This window comes from Bacillus sp. RB3, assembly GCF_030164735.1.
Taxonomy (GTDB): domain Bacteria; phylum Bacillota; class Bacilli; order Bacillales; family Bacillaceae_G; genus Bacillus_A; species Bacillus_A cereus.
On sequence record NZ_JASNGE010000006.1, the window covers coordinates 116,141 to 137,931 of the forward strand.

Here is a 21,791-nt window from a genome sequence, read left to right on the forward strand (position 1 = left end):
TCTCCTTCCATTTGCTATTATAAATTGAAACGTACCACAAAGAAAGATTTCTCACCTCTTCTTTTACAAAATACGTTTACAAAGAAAGAGAAGGTACCCCATTACGAGGTACCTCTTCTTATTTTAAAATATTTGCAATATATGTTTGAAGTTCTTCTACTTTTACTTCTTCAGACTCACCTGTAGCACGTACTTTCACTTCTACAATACCTTCGTCTGCTTTTTTACCAACTGTAACACGAACTGGAAGACCGAATAAATCTGCATCTGCAAATTTAACACCTGCACGTTCTGCACGATCGTCTAATAACACTTCATAGCCTTGTTCTTGTAATGAGTTGTAGATATTTTCACCCATTTCACGTTGTGCATCAGATTTCATATTTACTGGAATTACATGCACATGGAACGGTGCTACCGCTTTTGGCCAAACTAAGCCGTTCTCATCGTTAAATTGCTCTGCAATTGCTGCTACTGTACGAGATACACCGATACCGTAACAACCCATAATAAGTGGTTGTGTTTTTCCATTTTCATCTAGGAATGTTGCGTTCATTGCTTCACTATAACGAGTTCCTAATTTGAATACATGACCAACTTCAATTCCGCGTGCGAAAAGAATTGTTCCGTTTCCATCTGGAGATTGGTCTCCTTCTTGAATAAAGCGTAAATCTGTATATTGACTTACTTTAAAGTCACGTTCTGGATTTACATTTACATAATGGAACCCTTCTTCATTCGCTCCTGAACATCCGTTAACAATTGATGCTACAGCGTGATCAGCAATAATTTCGATATCACCTGTTACATTAATCGGTCCTAATGAACCAACTTCACAATTTAATAATGCTTTTACTTCTTCATGAGAAGCAAGCTCAACAACTGAAGCGCCGTATACATTTTTCACTTTCACATCGTTTACTTCGTGATCACCACGAACAAGTACAACTACTAATTTCTCATCTACTTTAAACACCATAGACTTAATGCATTTGTCAGCTGCAATGTTTAAGAATGCAGATACTTCTTCAATTGCTTTTTGGTCTGGTGTTGCTACTTTTTCAAGTGCTTTTTCTGCTTCGTCACTCTTCGTATACGTAGCTACAACAGGAGCCATTTCGATGTTTGCTGCATAATCAGATGTGTCAGAGTATGCAATTGTATCTTCACCAACATCAGATAATACCATAAATTCATGTGTATCTTTTCCGCCCATTGCTCCAGAATCAGCAATAACTGCACGGAAATTCAAGCCACAGCGAGTAAAAATGTTAGAGTATGCTTTATATAAGCGATCGTATACTTCATCTAAGCTCTCTTGTGTAGCATGGAAAGAGTATGCATCTTTCATTAGAAACTCTCTTCCACGTAATAAGCCGAAACGAGGTCTTTGCTCATCACGGAATTTTGTTTGAATTTGGTATAATGTTAACGGTAATTTTTTATATGATTTCACTTCATCACGCACAAGATCCGTAATTACTTCCTCATGTGTCGCTCCTAATGCGAATTCACGAGCGTTACGATCTTTCATACGCATTAATTCAGATCCGTAAGAATACCAACGACCTGATTCTTGCCATAATTCTGCAGCTTGCATAGCTGGCATTAATAATTCTACAGCTCCTGCGCGCTCCATTTCTTCTCGAACGATACGTTCTACTTTGTGTAATACTTTTAATCCAAATGGTAGAAAGCTATAAATACCAGAAGCATTTTGACGCATAAAACCTGCACGAAGTAATAGCTGATGACTCTTAATTTCAGCATCAGCTGGAACTTCACGTAATGTAGGACTGAATACCATACTTTGTTTCATTTATTTGCACCTCTTCATTTTACTCTTACACGCAGTAAAACCCCTCACCTCGAGTTAGGTGAGGGATTTTATTCTACGAGCTCTATTTCATTATAAGTTTCACTTTATTTTACAAGAAAAACTTACGAATGTCATTCCAAGTTACAACTAACATAAGTAACATTAATAATGCAAAACCAATAAAGTGAACCATTCCTTCTTTTTGGCGATCAATTGGTTTCCCTCGTAACGCTTCAATTAAGAAGAAGAATAAACGGCCACCATCTAAAGCAGGAACTGGTAATAAATTAAATAAACCAAGATTAATGCTTAGAACTGCAGCTAAACTTAGTACACGCGTAAACCCATAATCTACAACTTGATCTGTTAGATTATAAATTCCTACTGGACCTGACAACTCATTAATAGAAAATTGACCAGTTACTAATTTCACAAGAGACTCAAAAATTAGTTTCGTCCATTGGTACGTTTGTTCAAAACCTGATTTAATAGAACCCATCACTGTTTTCTCTACAGGAGAGTAGACACCAATTCTACCAACTTCTTCTTTACCTTCTTTATCGAGTGTTGGCGTTACTTTCACATTAAACTGTTCATTATCACGCTTTACTTGTAACGTAATTTCTTTATTTGGGTTTTCACGTACAATAGTAACAACATCTTTCCATGTACTTGTGTTTTTCCCATCAATAGCTTGAATTGTATCATTCTCTTTCAATCCAGCTTGCTGTGCTGCACTGTTATCCATCACTTTTCCGACCATTGGTTTGTCAACAGGAACCCCTTGTACAAATCCAAGAATCACAAAAATAACAAATGCTAAAATGAAGTTCATTGCAGGACCCGCAAAGATTGTTAAAGCGCGTTGCCCTAGTTTTTTCGAGCCAAATTGTCTATTATACGGGGCAATTTGAATTTCTTCCCCCGCAGTAATAATACGAGCCTTTTCATTCACTCGGAATGTTTGAAGCTCTTCCTCGTACTCTTCATAGCCCGAAATTGTTAAATTATGCTCTAAATCAGCTTGTTCGACTTCAATAACACGAACATTTGGATACTTTTCATATCCATCAAAAACTAATTTCACAACTTCGTCTTTTTCATTTAATACAAGGCCAACCTTTTTCCCAGGCTTTAACTCAACTGTGTCCGCATCCTCGCCAGCCATTCTTACATAGCCACCAAGGGGCAGTAATCGAATCGTATACACCGTTTCATTCTTTTCAAATGAGAATATTTTCGGACCAAAACCAATCGCAAACTCGCGGCATAAAATACCTGCTCTTTTTGCGAAATATAGATGCCCTAGCTCATGGAAAAATACGAGTGCACCGAAAATTAATATAAAGGCAATCGCTGTATTCAATTCCATAACCACCTTTGCTAAATTTGTTCCATCACAAACCGTCTTGTGGCCGCATCAATTTCCAAAATTTCCTCTAAGCTCGGTCGTGCAATGACATTGTGATGGTTCATTGCTTTTTCAATGAGGTCTTCCACTGTTAAGAAATCAATTCTCTTTTGTAAAAAGGCTTCAACAGCTACTTCATTCGCTGCGTTCATTACAGCTGGCATACTTCCACCTGCTTTTCCAGCTTCATACGCAAAACGTAAACAACGGAATCGTTCTTGGTCCATTTTCTCAAAATGCAACGTCCCTATTTCCCATAAGTTTAACTGTTTTGTGTCTGAAAGAGGCAATCTATCCGGATATGTAAGTGCGTATTGAATTGGTACTCGCATATCAGGTGAACCAAGCTGCGCCATTACACTACGATCTTCAAATTCAACCATAGAATGGATAATACTTTCTTTATGTAAAACAACATCGATTTGCTCATAAGGGATACCAAAAAGCCAATGTGCTTCAATTACTTCTAGTCCCTTATTCATCATTGTAGCAGAATCAATTGTAATTTTCGAACCCATTGACCAGTTTGGATGTCGAAGCGCATCTTCTACGGTCACATGATGCAATTCATCCCTCGTTTTATCGCGGAAACTTCCACCAGAAGCTGTTATAATAAGACGAGAAATTCTTTTTTCATTTTCACCATTCAAGCATTGAAAAATAGCCGAATGTTCACTATCAACTGGAAGTAACGAAACATTATGTTTTCGTGCTGCTTCCATTACAAGATGTCCTGCAGTTACTAACGTTTCTTTATTTGCAATTCCAATTGTTTTTTTCGCCTCAATTGCACGAAGTGTTGGTAACAACCCTACGCTACCTACAACAGCATTTACTACAATCTCCGCATCTGGATGTAGTGCTACTTCTAAAAGTCCTTCACTACCATATACAATTTTTGTATTACCAGAAACAGATTGTAATTTTAAAACATCTTCTTCTCTTTGCACAGAGACGATTTGCGGAGAAAATTCTTGAATTACCTTTACTGCGTAGTCAATATTTTTCCCTACAGAAAAAGCAACGAGACGGAATTGGTCTGGGTGCGAGCGTAATACATCTAAAGTTTGTGTACCAATTGATCCGCTTGCACCTAATAAACTAATGTTTTTCATGACTCCAACCCCTCGTTCATTTATTAATTATATTGTAATAAGAAGTAGAGAATTGGTAAAACGAATAACCAACTATCTGTTCGGTCTAATATACCACCATGCCCAGGTAAAATTGTACCTGAATCCTTTACGCCATAATGACGTTTAAAAGCAGATTGTACTAAATCACCAATTTGTCCAAAAATAGAAATAATAATTGTCAGCACAATTAAAATTACTACATTCGATTCGACTGGGAAGAACACGTTGTAAACAAGTGCCACAATAATTCCACAAACGATGCCCCCTAATGAACCTTCAATCGTTTTATTAGGACTGATTTCTGGCCACAATTTTCTCTTGCCCAATGCTTTTCCTACGAAATATGCGCCTGAATCAGTAGCCCATATAACAAATAATGCGCAAAATACATATTTAATTCCTAATATTCTCGTTTCATTTAAATATAAGAATCCCATTGCCACATATGTCGTTGCCATCAGTAAAAATGAAGCATTATCAAAAGTAAATGTATTCTTAGAAAGGACTGTATATGATAAAAGTAATAAAACAATCACAAATGTGATTTCCAATTTACCTAATCCAATCCATGTAAACAGTTCTGATGCACTACTTGGAATTAAAAGAATCCACAATAATACTGCAGCTAAAACTGTCGGTACTGAAATAAGCGTAAGCTTATTCATACGAATTAATTCATATAAACCTATAGAAGCAAGTGCATACACTAAAACCGTAAAAGGCACGCCACCGTATATTACGATGGGAATGAATAGCGCGGCAGCAACCACTCCAGTAATAATTCTCTGTTTCACTACCAAACCCTCTCTTTCTACACGCCTCCGAATCTGCGCCCTCTATGTTGAAAGTCAGTAATCGCATTTAGCAAATGTTCTTCTTTGAAGTCTGGCCAATACACGTCTGTAAACCAAAACTCCGAATATGCAATTTGCCATAACATGAAATTACTAATACGTAGCTCTCCGCTTGTTCGGATTAACAACTCTGGATCAGGTAAAGAACTCGTCATTAAGTAGGAGGAAAGCATTTCTTCACTTACCTCTTCAGAACGAATTTTTCCTTCCTCATTATCTTTCATCATATGTTGCACAGCAGAAACGATTTCATCTCGACTTCCATAGTTTAACGCGAAATTAAGAATTAATCCCGTATTCTCTTTCGTATCTTCCATGGCTTTCTCCATCGCTCTGCGTGTATGCGTAGGAAGACGATCTTTTTGCCCTATTACTCGGACTTGTACGTTTTCTTCAATCAATTCTGGTAAAAATGTACCTAGAAATTCTTCTGGAAGCTTCATTAAATAATCAACTTCCTTTTTCGGTCTTTTCCAGTTCTCAGTTGAAAAAGCATAAAGAGTTAACACTTTCACATTAAGTTTACTTGCAAATTTTGTAATTTTCTTTACAACTTGCATACCTTCATGATGTCCCGCAATACGAGGCATTGCTCTCCTCTTTGCCCATCTTCCATTCCCATCCATAATGATGGCAATATGTTCTGGGATATATCCTTTTTTCACTTCTTCAACGAGATGATCAAACGATGTGTCCTTTTTACCTTTAAAAAAAGGAAAGTTTTTAAACATCATTCATACCCTCCAGCAAGCAGACGTATGCCTAAAAGTGTAAAAAGACCCCCTTAAGAAGAGGGTCATAATTGCGAAGTTATCGCTATTACACTTCCATGATTTCTTTTTCTTTGTTTTTTGCGATTTCGTCAACTTTTGCAATATATTTATCTGTTTCTTTTTGGATATCTTCAGTATATCCTCTTAAATCATCTTCTGTAATCTCGCCAGCTTTTTCAAGCTTCTTAAGATCATCATTTCCGTCACGACGTACGTTACGAACAGCAACTTTAGCTTCTTCAGCATATTTTTTCACAACTTTTACAAGATCACGACGACGTTCTTCTGTTAATGCAGGGAATGCAATACGAATTACAGTTCCATCATTAGAAGGATTTAAGCCTAAATCTGCTTTTAAAATTGCTTTTTCAATATCACCGATAGAAGTTTTATCATAAGGTTGAATTACTAGTAAACGCGCTTCTGGAACTGTAATGTTCGCTAATTGCACAACTGGTGTTGGTGCACCATAGTAATCAACTTGTACCTTATCTAATACAGACGCGTTTGCACGGCCAGCACGAACTGTTGCTAATTCACGAGAATAAGCAGCAACTGCTTTTTCCATTTTTTCATTTGAAGACTTCAATACTTGTTGTCCCATATTTATTTCCCCCTTACCACTGTTCCGATATTTTCGCCTAAAACGGCACGTTTAATATTACCTTTTTCCATAACTGAGAATACAATTAATGGAATATCATTATCCATACATAGAGAAGAAGCTGTAGAATCCATTACACCTAAACCTTCTTTTAATACGTCTAAGTAAGTAAGCGTTTCATATTTCGTAGCTGTTGGATCAATAGATGGATCCGCATTATATACACCATCTACATTGTTTTTCGCCATTAAAATTACATCTGCTTCAATTTCTGCCGCACGTAATGCTGCTGTTGTATCTGTAGAGAAGTATGGGTTACCTGTACCTGCTGCAAAGATAACAACACGTTTTTTCTCTAAGTGACGAACTGCTTTACGACGAATGTAAGGTTCTGCAACTTGACGCATCTCAATTGAAGTTTGTACACGAGTTTGAATTCCGATATTCTCCAAGCTATCTTGAAGAGCTAATGAATTCATAACTGTCGCTAACATGCCCATGTAATCTGCCCCTGCACGATCCATGCCCATTTCACTTCCAATTTTCCCACGCCAAATGTTACCGCCACCAACAACAACAGCAACCTCTACATCAAGTTCTGCAATTTCTTTTACTTGTTCCGCAACTGACTTAATAACAGTTGGGTTAATTCCAAATCCTTGCTCTCCAGCTAAAGCTTCTCCACTTAGCTTTAAAACGACACGATTATATTTCGGTTTACTCATAATGAACCTCCAATTGCTTACATCTTTATTTTAAAAAAGGGAACACAATGTGTTCCCTAATCTGTATTAGTTGCTACCTTTTACTTGGTTCATTACTTCTTCAGCAAAGTTGTCTTCGCGTTTTTCGATACCTTCACCAACAGCGTAGCGAACGAATCCTTTTAATGTTCCGCCTTTAGACTCAACGAACTGACGAACTTTCATATCAGGGTTTTTAACGAATGCTTGGTCAAGTAAGCAAATCTCTTCGAAGAATTTGCCTAAACGGCCTTCAACCATTTTTGCAACGATTTTCTCAGGCTTGCCTTCGTTTAATGCTTGTTGTGTTAATACTTGACGCTCATGCTCAACTTCTTCAGCTGTTACAGCATCGCGGTCGATGTATTTAGGGTTAACTGCAGCGATGTGCATTGCAACATCTTTAGCAGCAGCTTCATCAGTAGAACCTTCAAGAACTGTTAATACACCAATGCGTCCACCCATGTGTAGGTAAGCGCCGAATGCATCTGCATCAGTTTTTGATACGATTTCGAAACGACGAAGTGTAAGTTTTTCACCAATTTTAGCGATTGCTTCGTTGATGTGCTCTTCAACTTTTTTACCGTTTTCCATTGTTTGAGCCATAGCTTCTTCAACGTTAGCTGGTTTGTTAGTTAATAAGTGAGCAGCTAATTCTTTAATTAGTGTTTGGAAACCTTCGTTTTTCGCAACGAAATCAGTTTCAGAGTTTAATTCTAAGATTAAAGCGTCGTTACCGTTTGTTTCGATGAAAGTTAAACCTTCAGCAGCAATGCGGTCAGCTTTTTTAGCAGCTTTCGCAATACCTTTTTCACGTAAGAAGTCAATTGCCTTCTCCATGTCGCCGTTAGTTTCTGTTAAAGCTTTTTTGCAGTCCATCATACCTGCGCCAGTTTTTTCACGTAATTCTTTTACCATTTGAGCAGTGATTGCCATACTTTTCATCCTCCTAAAATATGTATTTATACCTTTTATAAAGGTGTTTATACCTTAAAAAAGGTGATAAAAGGCCGAACCCCTTATCACCTTTCCAACTTTGTTACGCAGTAACAGTTTCTTCACCTTGTTTTGCTTCAAGGATCGCGTCTGCCATTTTAGATGTAAGAAGTTTTACAGCACGAATTGCATCATCGTTTGCTGGGATAACGTGATCGATTTCGTCTGGATCACAGTTTGTATCAACGATACCGATGATTGGAATGTGTAATTTGCGTGCTTCAGCAACTGCAATACGCTCTTTACGAGGGTCTACTACGAATAATGCACTTGGAAGACCTTTCATATCTTTAATACCGCCTAAGAATTTCTCAAGACGCTCTAACTCTTTTTTAAGTTGAACAACTTCTTTCTTAGGAAGTACTTCGAAAGTACCATCTTCTTGCATTCTTTCGATGTCTTTAAGACGCTTGATACGCTTTTGGATTGTTTGGAAGTTTGTTAAAGTTCCGCCTAACCAACGTTGGTTAACGAAGTACATACCAGCACGAGTTGCTTCTTCTTTAATAGCTTCTTGTGCTTGTTTTTTAGTACCTACGAATAAGATGTCTCCGCCTTCAGCAGCGATGTCGCGCATCGTTCTGTAAGCTTCCTCAACTTTTTTCACAGTTTTTTGTAAGTCGATGATGTAGATACCGTTACGCTCTGTGAAAATGTAACGCTTCATTTTTGGGTTCCAACGACGAGTTTGATGTCCGAAATGAACACCAGCTTCAAGCAATTGCTTCATAGAAATTACTGACATAATATAGTTCCTCCTAAATGGTTTTTGATATCCTCCGTTTACTTCATCTCTAAGCGAAACTACAAACGTAGCACCAACACTTAAATCAGTAAACGTGTGTACTTTGTACTGACACCACTGCTTACTATATCATACTGAAATATTACAATCAAGTCGAAAATGCGAACAATGTAAAACTTTCTTTGTTCATACTCGAATTCTAGTATTACCAACCTTCATTTCTTTTAAGCAAAAAAATAAATACAATTAATAGTTTTCTCAGAAAACACGCTTATGACACTTTTCACAAGCACTATCTATCCATTGTACATAAAAAACTCTCCTCAATCGAGGAGAGTTTTTTACAAATTAGTTTGTTTTTAATTTAGCAAGTTCCTGTAGAAACTTGTCGTTTAGCACTTTAATGTATGTTCCTTTCATACCTAAAGAACGAGACTCAATAACACCAGCACTTTCTAATTTACGTAGTGCATTTACGATTACAGAACGAGTAATTCCTACGCGATCAGCAATTTTACTTGCAACAAGTAAACCTTCTGTTCCATTTAATTCTTCGAAGATGTGCTCAATCGCTTCTAACTCACTGTAAGATAATGAGCTGATCGCCATTTGAACAACAGCTTTACTACGTGCTTCCTCTTCGATTTCTTCTGCTTTTTCACGTAAAATTTCCATACCTACAACAGTTGAGCTGTACTCAGCAAGGATTAAATCATCATCTAAGAACTCTTGACCAAGACGAGCTAATACTAATGTACCTAGACGCTCACCGCCACCAACGATTGGTACGATTGTAGTTAAACCTTGACCAAATAATTCTCTGTTTTCTACTGGGAATGCTGTGTAAGCACTGTTCACATCTAAGTTTGAAGATGTTTCTGTAATGTTGAATAAGCTTTGTGTATATTCTTCTGGGAATTGACGTTCTGCAAGCATTTGCTTCATGCGTTCGTTTTCGATTTGTTGGTGAATTGCATAACCTAGTAATTTACCACGACGGCTAACTACGAATACGTTTGCTTCGATTACTTCACACATTGTGTCAGACATTTCTCTAAAGTTTACAGGCTTCCCTGCTGCGCTCTGTAATAACGCATTTAATTTTCTCGTTTTTGCTAATAATTCCATTTCAAAAGTTCCTCCTACATGTTACTCACATATTTTTTCATCACTTGGAAACTAGGGCGAGTCACCTGATGACACTATTACAAAATAAACTGGCTCACATCTTTATTTTTAGCAATTGTTGCTAATTTCTCCTCAACGTATTGAGGTGTTATCGTTATTTTCTCTAACGTAATTTCAGATGCTTCAAACGATAAATCTTCAAGGAGCTTCTCCATAATCGTATGAAGTCTTCTTGCTCCAATATTATCTGTATCCTGATTAACTTGATAAGCAATCTCAGCAATCTTACGAATAGCTTCGTCTGAAAATTCAATTTCTATACCTTCAGTCGCTAATAATGCCATATATTGTTTAATTAACGCATTGTCAGGCTCGATTAGTATTTTAACAAAATCGTCTGTCGATAATTTTGTTAATTCTACTCGAATCGGAAATCTCCCTTGCAATTCCGGAATTAAATCCGACGGTTTAGACATATGGAACGCTCCAGCTGCAACGAATAAAATATAATCCGTTTTTACTGATCCGTATTTTGTCGCAACATTCGACCCTTCTACAATCGGCAAAATGTCACGTTGCACACCTTCACGTGATACATCTACGCTATTCGACTGCTTACCAGCAATTTTGTCAATTTCATCGATAAAAATAATCCCGAGCTGTTCAGCACGATAAACAGCCTCTTGTGTAACTTCATCCATATCAATTAAGCGCTGTGCCTCTTCATTTGTCAAGAGTTTTCTTGCTTCTTTTACAGAAAGTTTACGTTTTTTCGTTTTTTTCGGCATAAAACTTCCTAGCGCATCTTGGAAATTCATTCCCATTTGCTCCATACCAGTTCCTTGTAACATATCAAACATGGAAGACTGTTGTTCAGTCACTTCAATCGATACAATTTCGTCTTCAAGAAGCCCTGCAGCAAGCTTTCTCTCCACATCTTGACGCTTCTTTTCGATTTCAACATCTTCTTGTGTATCAGACGTTTGATTCGAATTTTGAGTACCTCCAAAAAGCATCTCTAATGGATTTTTGAATCCAGATTGTTTCTCTGGACTCGGTACTAAAATTTCAACAAGACGTTGATTCGCTTGCTCTTCGGCTTTATCTTGAACTTTCACTACCATTTCTTCTTTTACGATACGAACCGATGTTTCCACCAGGTCACGTACCATTGACTCTACATCTCTACCCACATATCCAACTTCTGTGAATTTTGTAGCCTCAACCTTAATAAAAGGTGCTCCAACGAGTTTCGCCATTCGTCGTGCTACCTCTGTTTTCCCAACACCTGTCGGTCCAATCATTAAGATATTTTTAGGTGCAATTTCGTCACGTAAATTTTCAGCTAATTTACTGCGACGATATCGATTTCTCAACGCTACAGCAACCGCTTTCTTTGCGTCTTTTTGACCGATGATGTATTGATCTAATTTTTCCACAATTTGGCGCGGAGTAAAATGTAAATGCATATAAAATGCCTCCCTTACGATTCTACAATTCTTCAACAATTATGTTGTGATTCGTATAAACACAAATATCGCCAGCAATCTCTAAACTCGCTTTCGCAATTTGCTTCGCTGTTAAGTGTTCACTTGCATATTGCTTTAAAGCACGACCTGCAGAAAGTGCATAATGCCCACCAGATCCAATTGCTAAAATACCATCATCCGGTTCAATCACTTCTCCTGTACCTGAAACAAGGAGCATAGTTGTTTTATCCATGACAATGAGCATTGCTTCTAGCTGACGTAACATTTTATCGCCACGCCATTGTTTGGCCATTTCAACAGCAGCACGCTGCAAGTTGCCATTATACTCTTCTAATTTCCCTTCAAACATTTCAAAAAGAGTAAATGCGTCAGCAACTGATCCTGCGAAACCAGCTAAAACTTTACCTTGGAAAAGTTTACGAACTTTACGAGCTGTATGTTTCATTACAACAGCATTTCCCATTGTCACTTGGCCATCTCCAGCCATTGCACATTCTCCATTATGATGAACTGCAAATATCGTTGTAGCGTGGAAATTTCCCATAGAAAAAACTCCTTTATTTGTTTTTATAGCTTTTAAAGCAATTTATGCCCGCGGGTGATGCTTCATGTAAACAGAACGCAATCTTTCTTTAGAGACATGCGTATAAATTTGTGTCGTCGACAAATTTTCATGGCCTAATAACTCCTGTACAGTACGTAAATCCGCCCCTTCATCTAGCATATGTGTAGCAAATGTATGCCTTAACATATGGGGACTTATCCGCATTGTCAGCGAAGCCTTTTTAATGAGTTCATTTAAAACATAACGAACTCCACGACTTGTTAGCGGTTTACCTTTCGCATTTAAAAATACCATATGAGAGTCTTCGTCAGTCTTATTAACTAACTGTTTTCTCCCATTCTCTATATAAGTAATTAAAGAATCTTGCGCATAGCTTCCGAACGGAATATACCTTTGTTTTTTTCCTTTTCCCATTACTAAAATTGTTCCCACCGCAAAGTCAATATCGGTAAGTTGTAAATTGACACATTCACTCACACGGATCCCAGTCGCATACATCAACTCTAACAAAGCTTGATTCCTTTGACCTAATGGTGTTTCCGTGTCAGAAACTTCAAATAATTCCTCTAACTCTTCAGCATATAAAAACTTTGGGATTGACAATTCTTTTTTGGGGAGTGACGCAAGTGCAAACGGATTATCCTTTCGATAACCTTCACGCATCAAAAAACGATATAAACTTCGTAAGCTTGATACTTTTCTTGCGACAGATTTACGGGCTAACTTCTCATCGTGCAACGTCGTTAAGTACAAACGAACATCCGCGTATGTAACGTCTAAAAAAGAGGATATGCCTTCTCGTTCCATAAATTGCACAAAATGTTCTAAATCATTTTGATAACTTGCAATTGTATATTTTGAATAATTTCTTTCAATTTGTAAATATCCAACGAATAATTGTAACAATTTCTTCACATTCACACAACTCACCTCAATAAAGGCTACTAAATCGTATCACAACTTAGTAGCCTTTGCAAGAAATTTAACTAAATATTTACAAAATTTCGAATCGTTTCTAAAGCGCGTGCTGCGTACGCTTCATTTCGTTCTGCTTTCTTTTTAATCTTCTTCTCTAACGGTGCAAATAGACCGAAGTTCGCATTCATCGGTTGGAAGTTTTTAGCATTCGTTGCCGTAATGTAATTTGCCATGCTACCCATCGCAGTTACTGGCGGTAATACAACTGGCTCTTCACCTTGCACAAGACGCGCAGCATTAATTCCTGCTAATAATCCTGATGCTGCTGATTCAACATATCCCTCTACTCCAGTCATTTGACCAGCGAAGAATAAATCATCCCGTTGTTTATATTGATATGTTGGACGAAGCAAATTAGGTGAATTAATAAACGTATTACGATGCATTACACCATAACGTACAATCTCTGCATTTTCCAATCCTGGAATTAACTGTAGCACTTCTTTTTGCGGTCCCCACTTTAAATGTGTTTGGAAACCTACGATATTGTATAAAGTTCCCGCTGCATCATCTTGACGTAACTGAACAACAGCATATGGCGTTTTCCCTGTTTTTGGATCTTCCAATCCAACAGGTTTCATAGGTCCAAATACTAACGTCTGTCTCCCTCTACTTGCCATAACCTCTACTGGCATACAACCTTCAAAGAAAATTTCTTTTTCAAACTCTTTTAAAGGCACTGTCTCAGCAGCAATTAGAGCCTCATAAAAACGATCAAACTCTTCTTCTGTCATTGGGCAATTTAAATATGCAGCTTCACCTTTGTCATAACGCGATTTTAAATATACTTTATTCATGTCAATGCTGTCTTTTTCTACGATTGGGGCTGCAGCATCATAGAAGTAGAAATAATCTTCTCCTGTTAATTCTTTCAATTTTGCAGAAAGATCAGGAGATGTTAATGGACCTGTAGCAATAATTGTCGGTCCCTCTGGAATATCTGTAATTTCTTCATTCATTACAGTTACATTTGGATGGTTCTTTACGTATTCTGTTACTTTAGCTGCGAACTCATGACGGTCTACAGCTAAAGCGCCTCCAGCTGGTACAGAGCACTCATCCGCCGCACGAATAATTACAGAATCCATTAAGCGCATTTCCTCTTTAATAACGCCAACTGCATTTGTTAAAGTGTTTGCACGAAGTGAGTTACTACATACTAATTCAGCGAATTTATCTGTGTGATGAGCTGGCGTTTGCCTTACCGGTCTCATTTCATATAATCTAACTTGGACACCACGTTTTGCAATTTGGTAAGCTGCTTCACTTCCTGCAAGACCTGCGCCAATGACGTTTACTACTTGTGTTGTCATTTATATCACCTTTCCTTTTCTTCCCGAAAAAAATGTGAGCAGTTACGCTCACATTTGTTGTTCTTCTTCATAATCGCACGAAATACATTGTACTTGCACGCCTTTTTTCAACTTTTTCTCTACAAGCATGCCTTCGCACTTCGGACACTTACGACCAATTGGCTTATCCCAAGATACAAAGTCGCATTCTGGATACGTACCGCACCCATAGAAAAGGCGTTTCTTTTTATTACTACGGCGTTCAATAATTTGACCCTTATCACACTTTGGACAAGTAACACCGATTTCTTTCACAATCGGCTTTGTATTACGACAATCTGGGAAATTCGAGCAAGCCATAAATTTCCCGTATTTACCCATTTTAAAGACCATTGGGTGATTACATAATTCACAATCTTCCCCAGCTGGTTCATCTTTAATTTCCACTTCACGCATTTCTTTTTCCGCTTTTTCTAAACGCGGTTCAAAACCTACGTAGAAATCATCAACAATTTTTACCCAATTCGCATTTCCTTCTTCTACTTCATCAAGGCTTTGCTCCATATTGGCAGTAAATTCAATGTTAATAATTTCTGGGAAAAACTCTAAAATAAGTTCAATTACTATTTCACCAAGTTCAGTCGGAACGAAGCGTTTATTATCCAAGCCTACATACCCACGCTTTTGAATCGTTTCAAGTGTAGGTACATATGTCGACGGTCTTCCAATTCCAAGTTCTTCAAGTGTTCTTACTAGGCGAGCCTCTGTATAGCGCGGAGGAGGTTGTGTAAAATGTTGCTTTGGTTCTAAATCCTTTGAAAATACAGTTTCCCCTACTTCTAAAGGCGGCAACATCTTATCCTTTTCTTCAGCACCATCATCTTTTGACTCTACATACACTTTCATAAATCCCGGGAACTTTACAACCGATCCACTTGCACGGAACTGAACATTGTTATTAATGAGTCTCGCTGTCACAGTATCCATTATAGCAGACGCCATTTGACTTGCAACAAATCGCTCCCAAATCAATTTATATAATCGAAGTTGATCACGACCTAAGAAACTTTTTAGTTCCTCTGGCTTTCTCATTACCGAAGTAGGACGAATTGCCTCATGCGCATCTTGTGCATTTGACTTTTTCGTTTCTTTCTTCTTTTCTGTTCCTATGTATTCCGTACCATACGCTTCAGTGATGTAAGTACGAGCCTCTGTTTGAGCTGTTTCTGAGATACGTGTTGAATCGGTTCTCATATACGTAATAAGACCTACAGTTCCTTGTTTTCCAAGATCTATCCCTTCATACAATTGCTGTGCAAGCATCATTGTTTTCTTTGCTCGCATGTTTAACTTACGGGCTGCTTCTTGTTGCAAGGAAGATGTTGTAAACGGTAATGCAGGGTTACGTTTTCGCTCTTTGCGCGTTACATTTTCAACTGAAAACGCATTGTCTTTCATCTGTTCAATTATTTCATTCACTTGCGTTTCATTTGTTAATTGAACTTTTTCACCATCTACACCGTAAAAGCTTGCTTCAAATGTGTCTTTTCCTTTTACAAATTCTGTTTTAATTGTCCAGAATTCTTCAGGTTCAAAGTTTTGAATTTCCCTTTCACGCTCGATGATTAAACGAACTGCTACAGATTGTACACGTCCTGCACTTAATCCTTTTTTTACTTTCTTCCATAATAAAGGACTAATATTGTAACCAACAAGACGATCAAGTATACGTCTTGCTTGTTGTGCATCCACTAAATCCATATTAATTGCACGAGGATGTTTAAATGATTCTTTGATCGCATCTTTCGTAATCTCATTAAACACAACCCGACAATCTGATTCAACGTCCACATTTAACGTATTCGCTAAATGCCAAGCAATCGCTTCCCCTTCACGGTCTGGATCGGCCGCGAGATAGACTTTCTTTGCTTTTTTGGCCGCTGATTTTAAATCTTTTAAGACGGGACCTTTACCACGAATGGTAATATACTTCGGGGTGAAGTTGTTCTTTACTTCTATCCCCATTTGACTTTTTGGCAAATCGCGAACATGTCCCATAGACGCGACAACTTTGTATTTTTTCCCTAAATATTTCTCAATGGTCTTCGCCTTAGAAGGCGACTCCACGATTACGAGGTAATCTGACATGCTAGTGCCTCCTTAAGAGGTGGATTCAAGTCTTCATTAATCTTATTGATTTCTCTTGTTTTTGTCAATCAAGAATGAATATACCATACAGTGCCAATCTACCATTTGTCAATAATTGTTTAATAAAAACATAAAAATATAAGGTTAATTTAAAATCTCTTCCAAGATATCTTCTGCATTTCTTACTAGTTTTGCTCCTTGCTGAATAAGATGATTCGTTCCCGATGCCCCCTCTATAAATATAGGTCCAGGAAGCGCAAATACCTCTCTACTTTGCTCTAACGCAAGGTCCGCAGTAATAAGTGTTCCACTTCTCGATTTCGCTTCTACAACTAAAACACCTTTACTTATACCACTAATAATCCGGTTTCTTTTTGGAAAATACCATTTTTTCGGTGCATAGTGCGGCGGATACTCTGTCAATAACAATATATATTCCTTCCACATTTCATATAAAGGTCTATTTTCTTTCGGATACATAAAAGACAATCCATGCCCTAATATCGCAATAGTCGGGCAATGATGCCTTACTGTAATCTCATGAGACATTGTATCTATCCCTTTTGCAAACCCACTGACAATAAGCCACTCTCTTTCTAATAAAGGGTGTAAAATAAACTTCAAACTCTCATGACCATATAATGATGGTTCTCTCGTTCCAACAACTGCTAATTTATTTACTTTATTCAGGAAATCTTTCTCTCCTTTTCCATATAAAACGAAGGGAGGGTCTTGTATTTCACGTAATAATTGCGGATAATTTTCATCCCATATCGTTATATAAAAAATACGATTTTTCTCTAAATAAGATATATATTGCGGAAGATTTGAACTTTGAAGAAATTTTACTAGTTCTGAAGATTTTTTCGAGGATATTCCAGTGTAGTGTTCCATTTGTTTTTCGTTAAAATTATATATGTTCTCTAATTCTGGATCGACATATAGTAGCCTCTCCATCGCTTTCCAATAATCTGCTAGCAAGTAATGAAGATGTAATAATCTCTCTCTTTTCATCTTGATTCTCCTTACCCATAATTTTTATTATGTAAACAGAAAAAGTCTAAAAAGACACCCTCAAGTAAGAAGGTGTCTTTCAACAGATTAATAGTTTTTACAAGTCTCAAATAAACCTTTTTCTTTTAAAACAGAGATTAGCGTTTCTCCCATAACTGCTGGAGTTTCAGCTACTTTAATGCCACAAGCTTCCATTGTTTTAATCTTTTCAGCAGCAGTTCCTTTACCGCCAGAAATGATTGCACCAGCATGGCCCATACGTTTGCCAGCAGGCGCTGTTTGACCACCAATGAAGCCTACAACAGGTTTTGTCATATTAGCTTTTACCCATTCAGCTGCCTCTTCTTCTGCTGTACCGCCGATTTCACCAATCATAATTACAGCATGTGTTTCTTCATCTTCATTAAATGCTTTTAAAGCATCAATAAAGTCTGTACCGTTAACAGGGTCTCCGCCGATACCTACAGCAGTAGATTGGCCAATACCTTCTTGTGTTAACTGATGTACAGCTTCATACGTTAATGTACCAGAGCGAGATACGATACCAACATGACCTTTTTTATGAATATATCCTGGCATAATACCAATCTTACATTCATCCGGTGTGATTACACCTGGGCAGTTTGGTCCAAGTAAACGTGTATGTTTACCCGCCATATATCTCTTTACGTTTACCATATCTAATACAGGAATCCCTTCAGTAATACATACTACTAAATCAATTTCTGCATCAACAGCTTCCATAATTGCATCTGCCGCAAAAGCGGGTGGAACGTATACAACTGAAGCGTTTGCGCCTGTTGCTTTCACTGCATCTTCTACTGTATCAAATACTGGTACACCTTCAATATCAGTGCCGCCCTTACCTGGTGTTACACCACCGACAATTTTCGTACCGTATTCAATCATTTGTTTTGTATGGAATAAACCTTGAGAACCTGTAATACCTTGAACAATAACTTTTGTATCTTTATTAACTAATACGCTCATTTTTCTCCCCCGCTTTCTATTAGCCCACTAGTGAAACAATTTTTTGTGCACCGTCTGCCATAGATTCTGCTGCAACAATATTTAAGCCAGACTCATTTAAAATTTTCTTACCTAGTTCTACGTTTGTACCTTCAAGACGTACAACTAAAGGTAACTCAAGACCTACTTGTTTCGTTGCTTCAATAACACCTTCTGCAATAACATCACACTTCATAATGCCACCAAAAATGTTAACGAAGATACCTTTTACATTTTTGTCAGAAAGGATAATTTTGAATGCTTCTGTAACTTTTTCTGCAGTTGCACCGCCACCAACATCTAAGAAGTTAGCTGGGTCACCGTGGTAATGTTTAATGATATCCATTGTAGCCATCGCTAAACCTGCACCATTAACCATACAACCGATATTTCCATCTAAAGGAATGTAGTTTAAGTCGTATTTTGAAGCTTCAATTTCTTTTGAATCCTCTTCATCAAGATCACGAAGCTCTAAAATGTCTTTATGGCGATATAATGCATTAGAATCAAAGTTTAATTTTGCATCTAATGCCATAACTTTACCTTCACCTGTTGTAACAAGTGGGTTAATCTCAGCGATAGAGCAATCTTTTTCGATAAACGCACGGTATAAGCCCATCATAAACTTCACAGCTTGTCCTACAAGCTCTTTTGGAATATTGATGTTAAATGCGATTCGGCGCGCTTGGAAACCTTGTAAGCCTACTGCTGGATCAATATATTCTTTAAAGATTTTTTCAGGTGTTTTTTCTGCTACTTCTTCAATTTCTGTTCCGCCTTCTTCAGACGCCATTAAAACAACTTGAGAAGTTGCACGATCTAAAACTAGACCTACATAATATTCTTTTTTAATATCGCAACCTTCTTCGATAAGTAAGCGTTTTACTTCCTTACCTTCAGGACCTGTTTGATGTGTCACAAGCGTAGTTCCTAAAATGCTTTCTGCATATGTACGAACTTCATCTAAATTTTTTGCAACTTTTACTCCGCCAGCTTTGCCGCGTCCACCAGCGTGAATTTGTGCTTTCACTACACATACATCTGTTCCTAATTCTTTCGCCGCTTCTACAGCTTCTTCTACTGTAAATGCAACCTTCCCGTTCGGAACGCTAACCCCATAGCTTCTAAGGACTGCCTTACCTTGGTACTCATGGATATTCATGGTCCCATCCTCCCCTGTTTTCCTGTTTTACTCGAAAAGTTTTTTAATGTTTAAAAAACATTACATTGCCATTGTATAAGATGATTGGCACGCTGTCTACAATAAAGTGTCAGAAAACTGAAATCGCTTTATTCTTTTTCGAAAATAGTAATGTTTATATGCCAAAATAAAAAAATAAGCTGTATATTTACAGCTTATTTTTGAATCATATCTTTAATTGGTGCGAATGACTTGCGGTGTTCATCTAGTACTCCATGCACTTGAATTGCCTCTAAATGTTGCTTTGTGCCATATCCCATATGTTGCTCAAATCCATATTCAGGATACTTCTCTCCCAGTTCTTTCATCATACGATCTCTCGTTACTTTTGCGATAATGGATGCCGCTGAAATCGAAACACTTTTCGCATCACCTTTAATAATTGATGTTTGCGGAATTGGTGTAGGAAGCTTCATCGCATCAATTAATAAATGTTGGGGTGTACAAGATAAATTTGCAACTGCATCTAACATCGCTTGTTTCGTTGCTTGGTAAATATTAATGTCATCAATAACTTGCGGTGATACAATTCCTACTCCAATTGCAATTGCTTGTACTTTTATTTCATCATAAAAACGCTCACGTTTCGCTTCACTCAACTTTTTCGAGTCATTTAACCCTGGAATATAAAAATCCTCAGGAAGAACGACAGCTGCCGTCACAACAGGCCCAGCCAATGGCCCGCGCCCTACTTCATCAATACCCGCGATATATGTGACCCCTTTTTCACGCAAAGCATTTTCATACTTGGACATTTCAAAAAACTTCTCTTTTTCTTTCTGTTCTAACTCTTTTTGTTTATACCACTTCAAAACGAGCTTTTGAACACCTTTTCGATCATCTTTCATTAACAGTTGAAAGCGATCATCTTCTTCATTCATAATTTCTTTCAATACATTTTCTGCTTCTTTTATCGTCATAGTTTGCATTTATACAAGCTCCTTTTTAAACATATCCAAAAAGAAAAGACGCACAAACGCACGTCTTATACTTCTTCTATTTTTTCCACATCTTCTACTTGCTCTGCAAACTCTTCCGGTGTTTCAAACGTCATTTTTCCAAGTTTGCCACCACGAAGCTCACGAAGCACAAGCTCAGATGTCTTATCATAATCAATCATTCCGCCGCCCATTAAGCAGCCTCTATTTTTTCCAATTGCATCGAATAATTCCACAATATCTTCTGGAATCTCATTTAAATTATAGCGTTCTTTCAAGCGTTCTGGATAATGTTTCTCCATAAAACGTAATGCGTAAACAGCTACATCTTGTAAATTTAAAATTGAATCTTTAATTGCACCCGTTGTCGCTAAGCGAAGACCCACTAATTGATCTTCAAATTTAGGCCACAGAATACCTGGTGTATCTAACAATTCCATTTCCTTCCCAACTTTAATCCATTGTTGAGCTGTTGTCACACCTGGACGATCTCCTGTTTTAGCAATATTTTTCTTTGCCAATTTATTAATCAATGTAGATTTACCAACATTTGGTATACCTACAATTAATGCACGAATCGCTCTCGGTCTAATACCTTTTGCAACCATTTTATCAAATTTTTCTTTAACAAGCACTTTACAAGCTGCTGCAATTTCCTTCATACCTTGTCCAGCTTGCGCGTTAATTGAAATTGCCATATGGCCTTTTTCTTTAAAATATGCGATCCATTGTTTTGTTAAACGATCATCTGCCATATCCGCTTTATTTAAAACAACAAGCCTTGGCTTATGTGTAATGATTTCATCAATCATTGGGTTTCGAGATGATAATGGTAATCGAGCATCTACAAGTTCAATTACAACATCAATTAATTTTAATTTCTCCGTTACTTGGCGTCTAGCCTTCGCCATATGCCCTGGAAACCATTGAATTACCATGTTGCCACCT

Annotated in this window: 20 protein-coding genes; all 20 read right to left on the minus strand. The window is 37.5% G+C overall.

What is annotated here, in order from left to right:
- Positions 1-118 precede the first annotated feature (118 nt).
- The 20 genes from QO049_RS10880 to ylqF all read right to left on the minus strand — a co-directional run bounded on the left by QO049_RS10880 (position 119) and on the right by ylqF (position 21,781).
- On the minus strand, positions 119-1,819 hold the full coding sequence (locus QO049_RS10880; RefSeq protein ID WP_000814333.1) for a proline--tRNA ligase: 1,701 nt from the start codon (positions 1,817-1,819) through the stop codon (positions 119-121).
- Positions 1,820-1,928: 109 nt separating this feature from the next.
- Positions 1,929-3,185, minus strand: a complete 1,257-nt coding sequence (gene rseP / locus QO049_RS10885; protein WP_001090245.1) for an RIP metalloprotease RseP — start codon at positions 3,183-3,185, stop codon at positions 1,929-1,931.
- A 17-nt stretch (positions 3,186-3,202) separates the two neighbouring features.
- Positions 3,203-4,345 (minus strand): 1-deoxy-D-xylulose-5-phosphate reductoisomerase, encoded by a 1,143-nt coding sequence (gene dxr / locus QO049_RS10890; protein ID WP_000790372.1) that lies wholly within the window; start codon positions 4,343-4,345, stop codon positions 3,203-3,205.
- A 23-nt stretch (positions 4,346-4,368) separates the two neighbouring features.
- Positions 4,369-5,160, minus strand: a complete 792-nt coding sequence (gene cdsA / locus QO049_RS10895) for a phosphatidate cytidylyltransferase (protein WP_000813592.1) — start codon at positions 5,158-5,160, stop codon at positions 4,369-4,371.
- Positions 5,161-5,177: 17 nt separating this feature from the next.
- On the minus strand, positions 5,178-5,954 hold the full coding sequence (uppS, locus tag QO049_RS10900) for an isoprenyl transferase (protein ID WP_000971296.1): 777 nt from the start codon (positions 5,952-5,954) through the stop codon (positions 5,178-5,180).
- Positions 5,955-6,039: 85 nt separating this feature from the next.
- On the minus strand, positions 6,040-6,597 hold the full coding sequence (gene frr / locus QO049_RS10905) for a ribosome recycling factor (RefSeq protein ID WP_000531501.1): 558 nt from the start codon (positions 6,595-6,597) through the stop codon (positions 6,040-6,042).
- A gap of 2 nt (positions 6,598-6,599) precedes the next feature.
- Entirely contained in the window at positions 6,600-7,322 is a 723-nt protein-coding gene (pyrH, locus tag QO049_RS10910; protein WP_000042668.1) for a UMP kinase, read from the minus strand.
- 66 nt (positions 7,323-7,388) lie between these two features.
- The gene (gene tsf / locus QO049_RS10915) at positions 7,389-8,276 is read right to left on the minus strand and encodes a translation elongation factor Ts (RefSeq protein ID WP_001018578.1); all 888 of its coding nucleotides are present in this window, start codon (positions 8,274-8,276) and stop codon (positions 7,389-7,391) included.
- A 103-nt stretch (positions 8,277-8,379) separates the two neighbouring features.
- Positions 8,380-9,081: a 30S ribosomal protein S2 gene (gene rpsB, locus QO049_RS10920; protein ID WP_000111485.1), complete on the minus strand. Its 702-nt coding sequence runs from the start codon at positions 9,079-9,081 to the stop codon at positions 8,380-8,382.
- A 348-nt stretch (positions 9,082-9,429) separates the two neighbouring features.
- A complete protein-coding gene (gene codY / locus QO049_RS10925) occupies positions 9,430-10,209 on the minus strand; it encodes a GTP-sensing pleiotropic transcriptional regulator CodY (protein ID WP_000421290.1) in 780 nt (259 codons plus the stop codon).
- Positions 10,210-10,286: 77 nt separating this feature from the next.
- Complete coding sequence (hslU, locus tag QO049_RS10930) at positions 10,287-11,678, minus strand: ATP-dependent protease ATPase subunit HslU (protein ID WP_000550087.1); 1,392 nt, start codon at positions 11,676-11,678, stop codon at positions 10,287-10,289.
- 22 nt (positions 11,679-11,700) lie between these two features.
- Positions 11,701-12,243: an ATP-dependent protease proteolytic subunit HslV gene (gene hslV, locus QO049_RS10935; RefSeq protein ID WP_048567505.1), complete on the minus strand. Its 543-nt coding sequence runs from the start codon at positions 12,241-12,243 to the stop codon at positions 11,701-11,703.
- A 42-nt stretch (positions 12,244-12,285) separates the two neighbouring features.
- Positions 12,286-13,185, minus strand: coding sequence for a tyrosine recombinase XerC (gene xerC / locus QO049_RS10940; RefSeq protein ID WP_001101241.1), 900 nt, complete (start codon positions 13,183-13,185; stop codon positions 12,286-12,288).
- A 65-nt stretch (positions 13,186-13,250) separates the two neighbouring features.
- Positions 13,251-14,555 (minus strand): FADH(2)-oxidizing methylenetetrahydrofolate--tRNA-(uracil(54)-C(5))-methyltransferase TrmFO, encoded by a 1,305-nt coding sequence (gene trmFO / locus QO049_RS10945; protein WP_000213002.1) that lies wholly within the window; start codon positions 14,553-14,555, stop codon positions 13,251-13,253.
- A 48-nt stretch (positions 14,556-14,603) separates the two neighbouring features.
- Positions 14,604-16,682, minus strand: coding sequence for a type I DNA topoisomerase (gene topA, locus QO049_RS10950; RefSeq protein ID WP_001286963.1), 2,079 nt, complete (start codon positions 16,680-16,682; stop codon positions 14,604-14,606).
- A 144-nt stretch (positions 16,683-16,826) separates the two neighbouring features.
- Complete coding sequence (gene dprA / locus QO049_RS10955; protein ID WP_000818039.1) at positions 16,827-17,696, minus strand: DNA-processing protein DprA; 870 nt, start codon at positions 17,694-17,696, stop codon at positions 16,827-16,829.
- Positions 17,697-17,783: 87 nt separating this feature from the next.
- The gene (gene sucD / locus QO049_RS10960) at positions 17,784-18,686 is read right to left on the minus strand and encodes a succinate--CoA ligase subunit alpha (RefSeq protein ID WP_000115178.1); all 903 of its coding nucleotides are present in this window, start codon (positions 18,684-18,686) and stop codon (positions 17,784-17,786) included.
- 19 nt (positions 18,687-18,705) lie between these two features.
- Positions 18,706-19,866, minus strand: coding sequence for an ADP-forming succinate--CoA ligase subunit beta (gene sucC / locus QO049_RS10965; RefSeq protein ID WP_001020791.1), 1,161 nt, complete (start codon positions 19,864-19,866; stop codon positions 18,706-18,708).
- Between the two features lie 194 nt (positions 19,867-20,060).
- Positions 20,061-20,834 carry a ribonuclease HII gene (locus tag QO049_RS10970; protein ID WP_001194266.1) on the minus strand — a complete coding sequence of 258 codons (774 nt, stop codon included), beginning with the start codon at positions 20,832-20,834 and terminating at the stop codon, positions 20,061-20,063.
- Positions 20,835-20,890: 56 nt separating this feature from the next.
- The gene (gene ylqF / locus QO049_RS10975; protein ID WP_000236702.1) at positions 20,891-21,781 is read right to left on the minus strand and encodes a ribosome biogenesis GTPase YlqF; all 891 of its coding nucleotides are present in this window, start codon (positions 21,779-21,781) and stop codon (positions 20,891-20,893) included.
- Between the last annotated feature and the right edge of the window lie 10 nt (positions 21,782-21,791).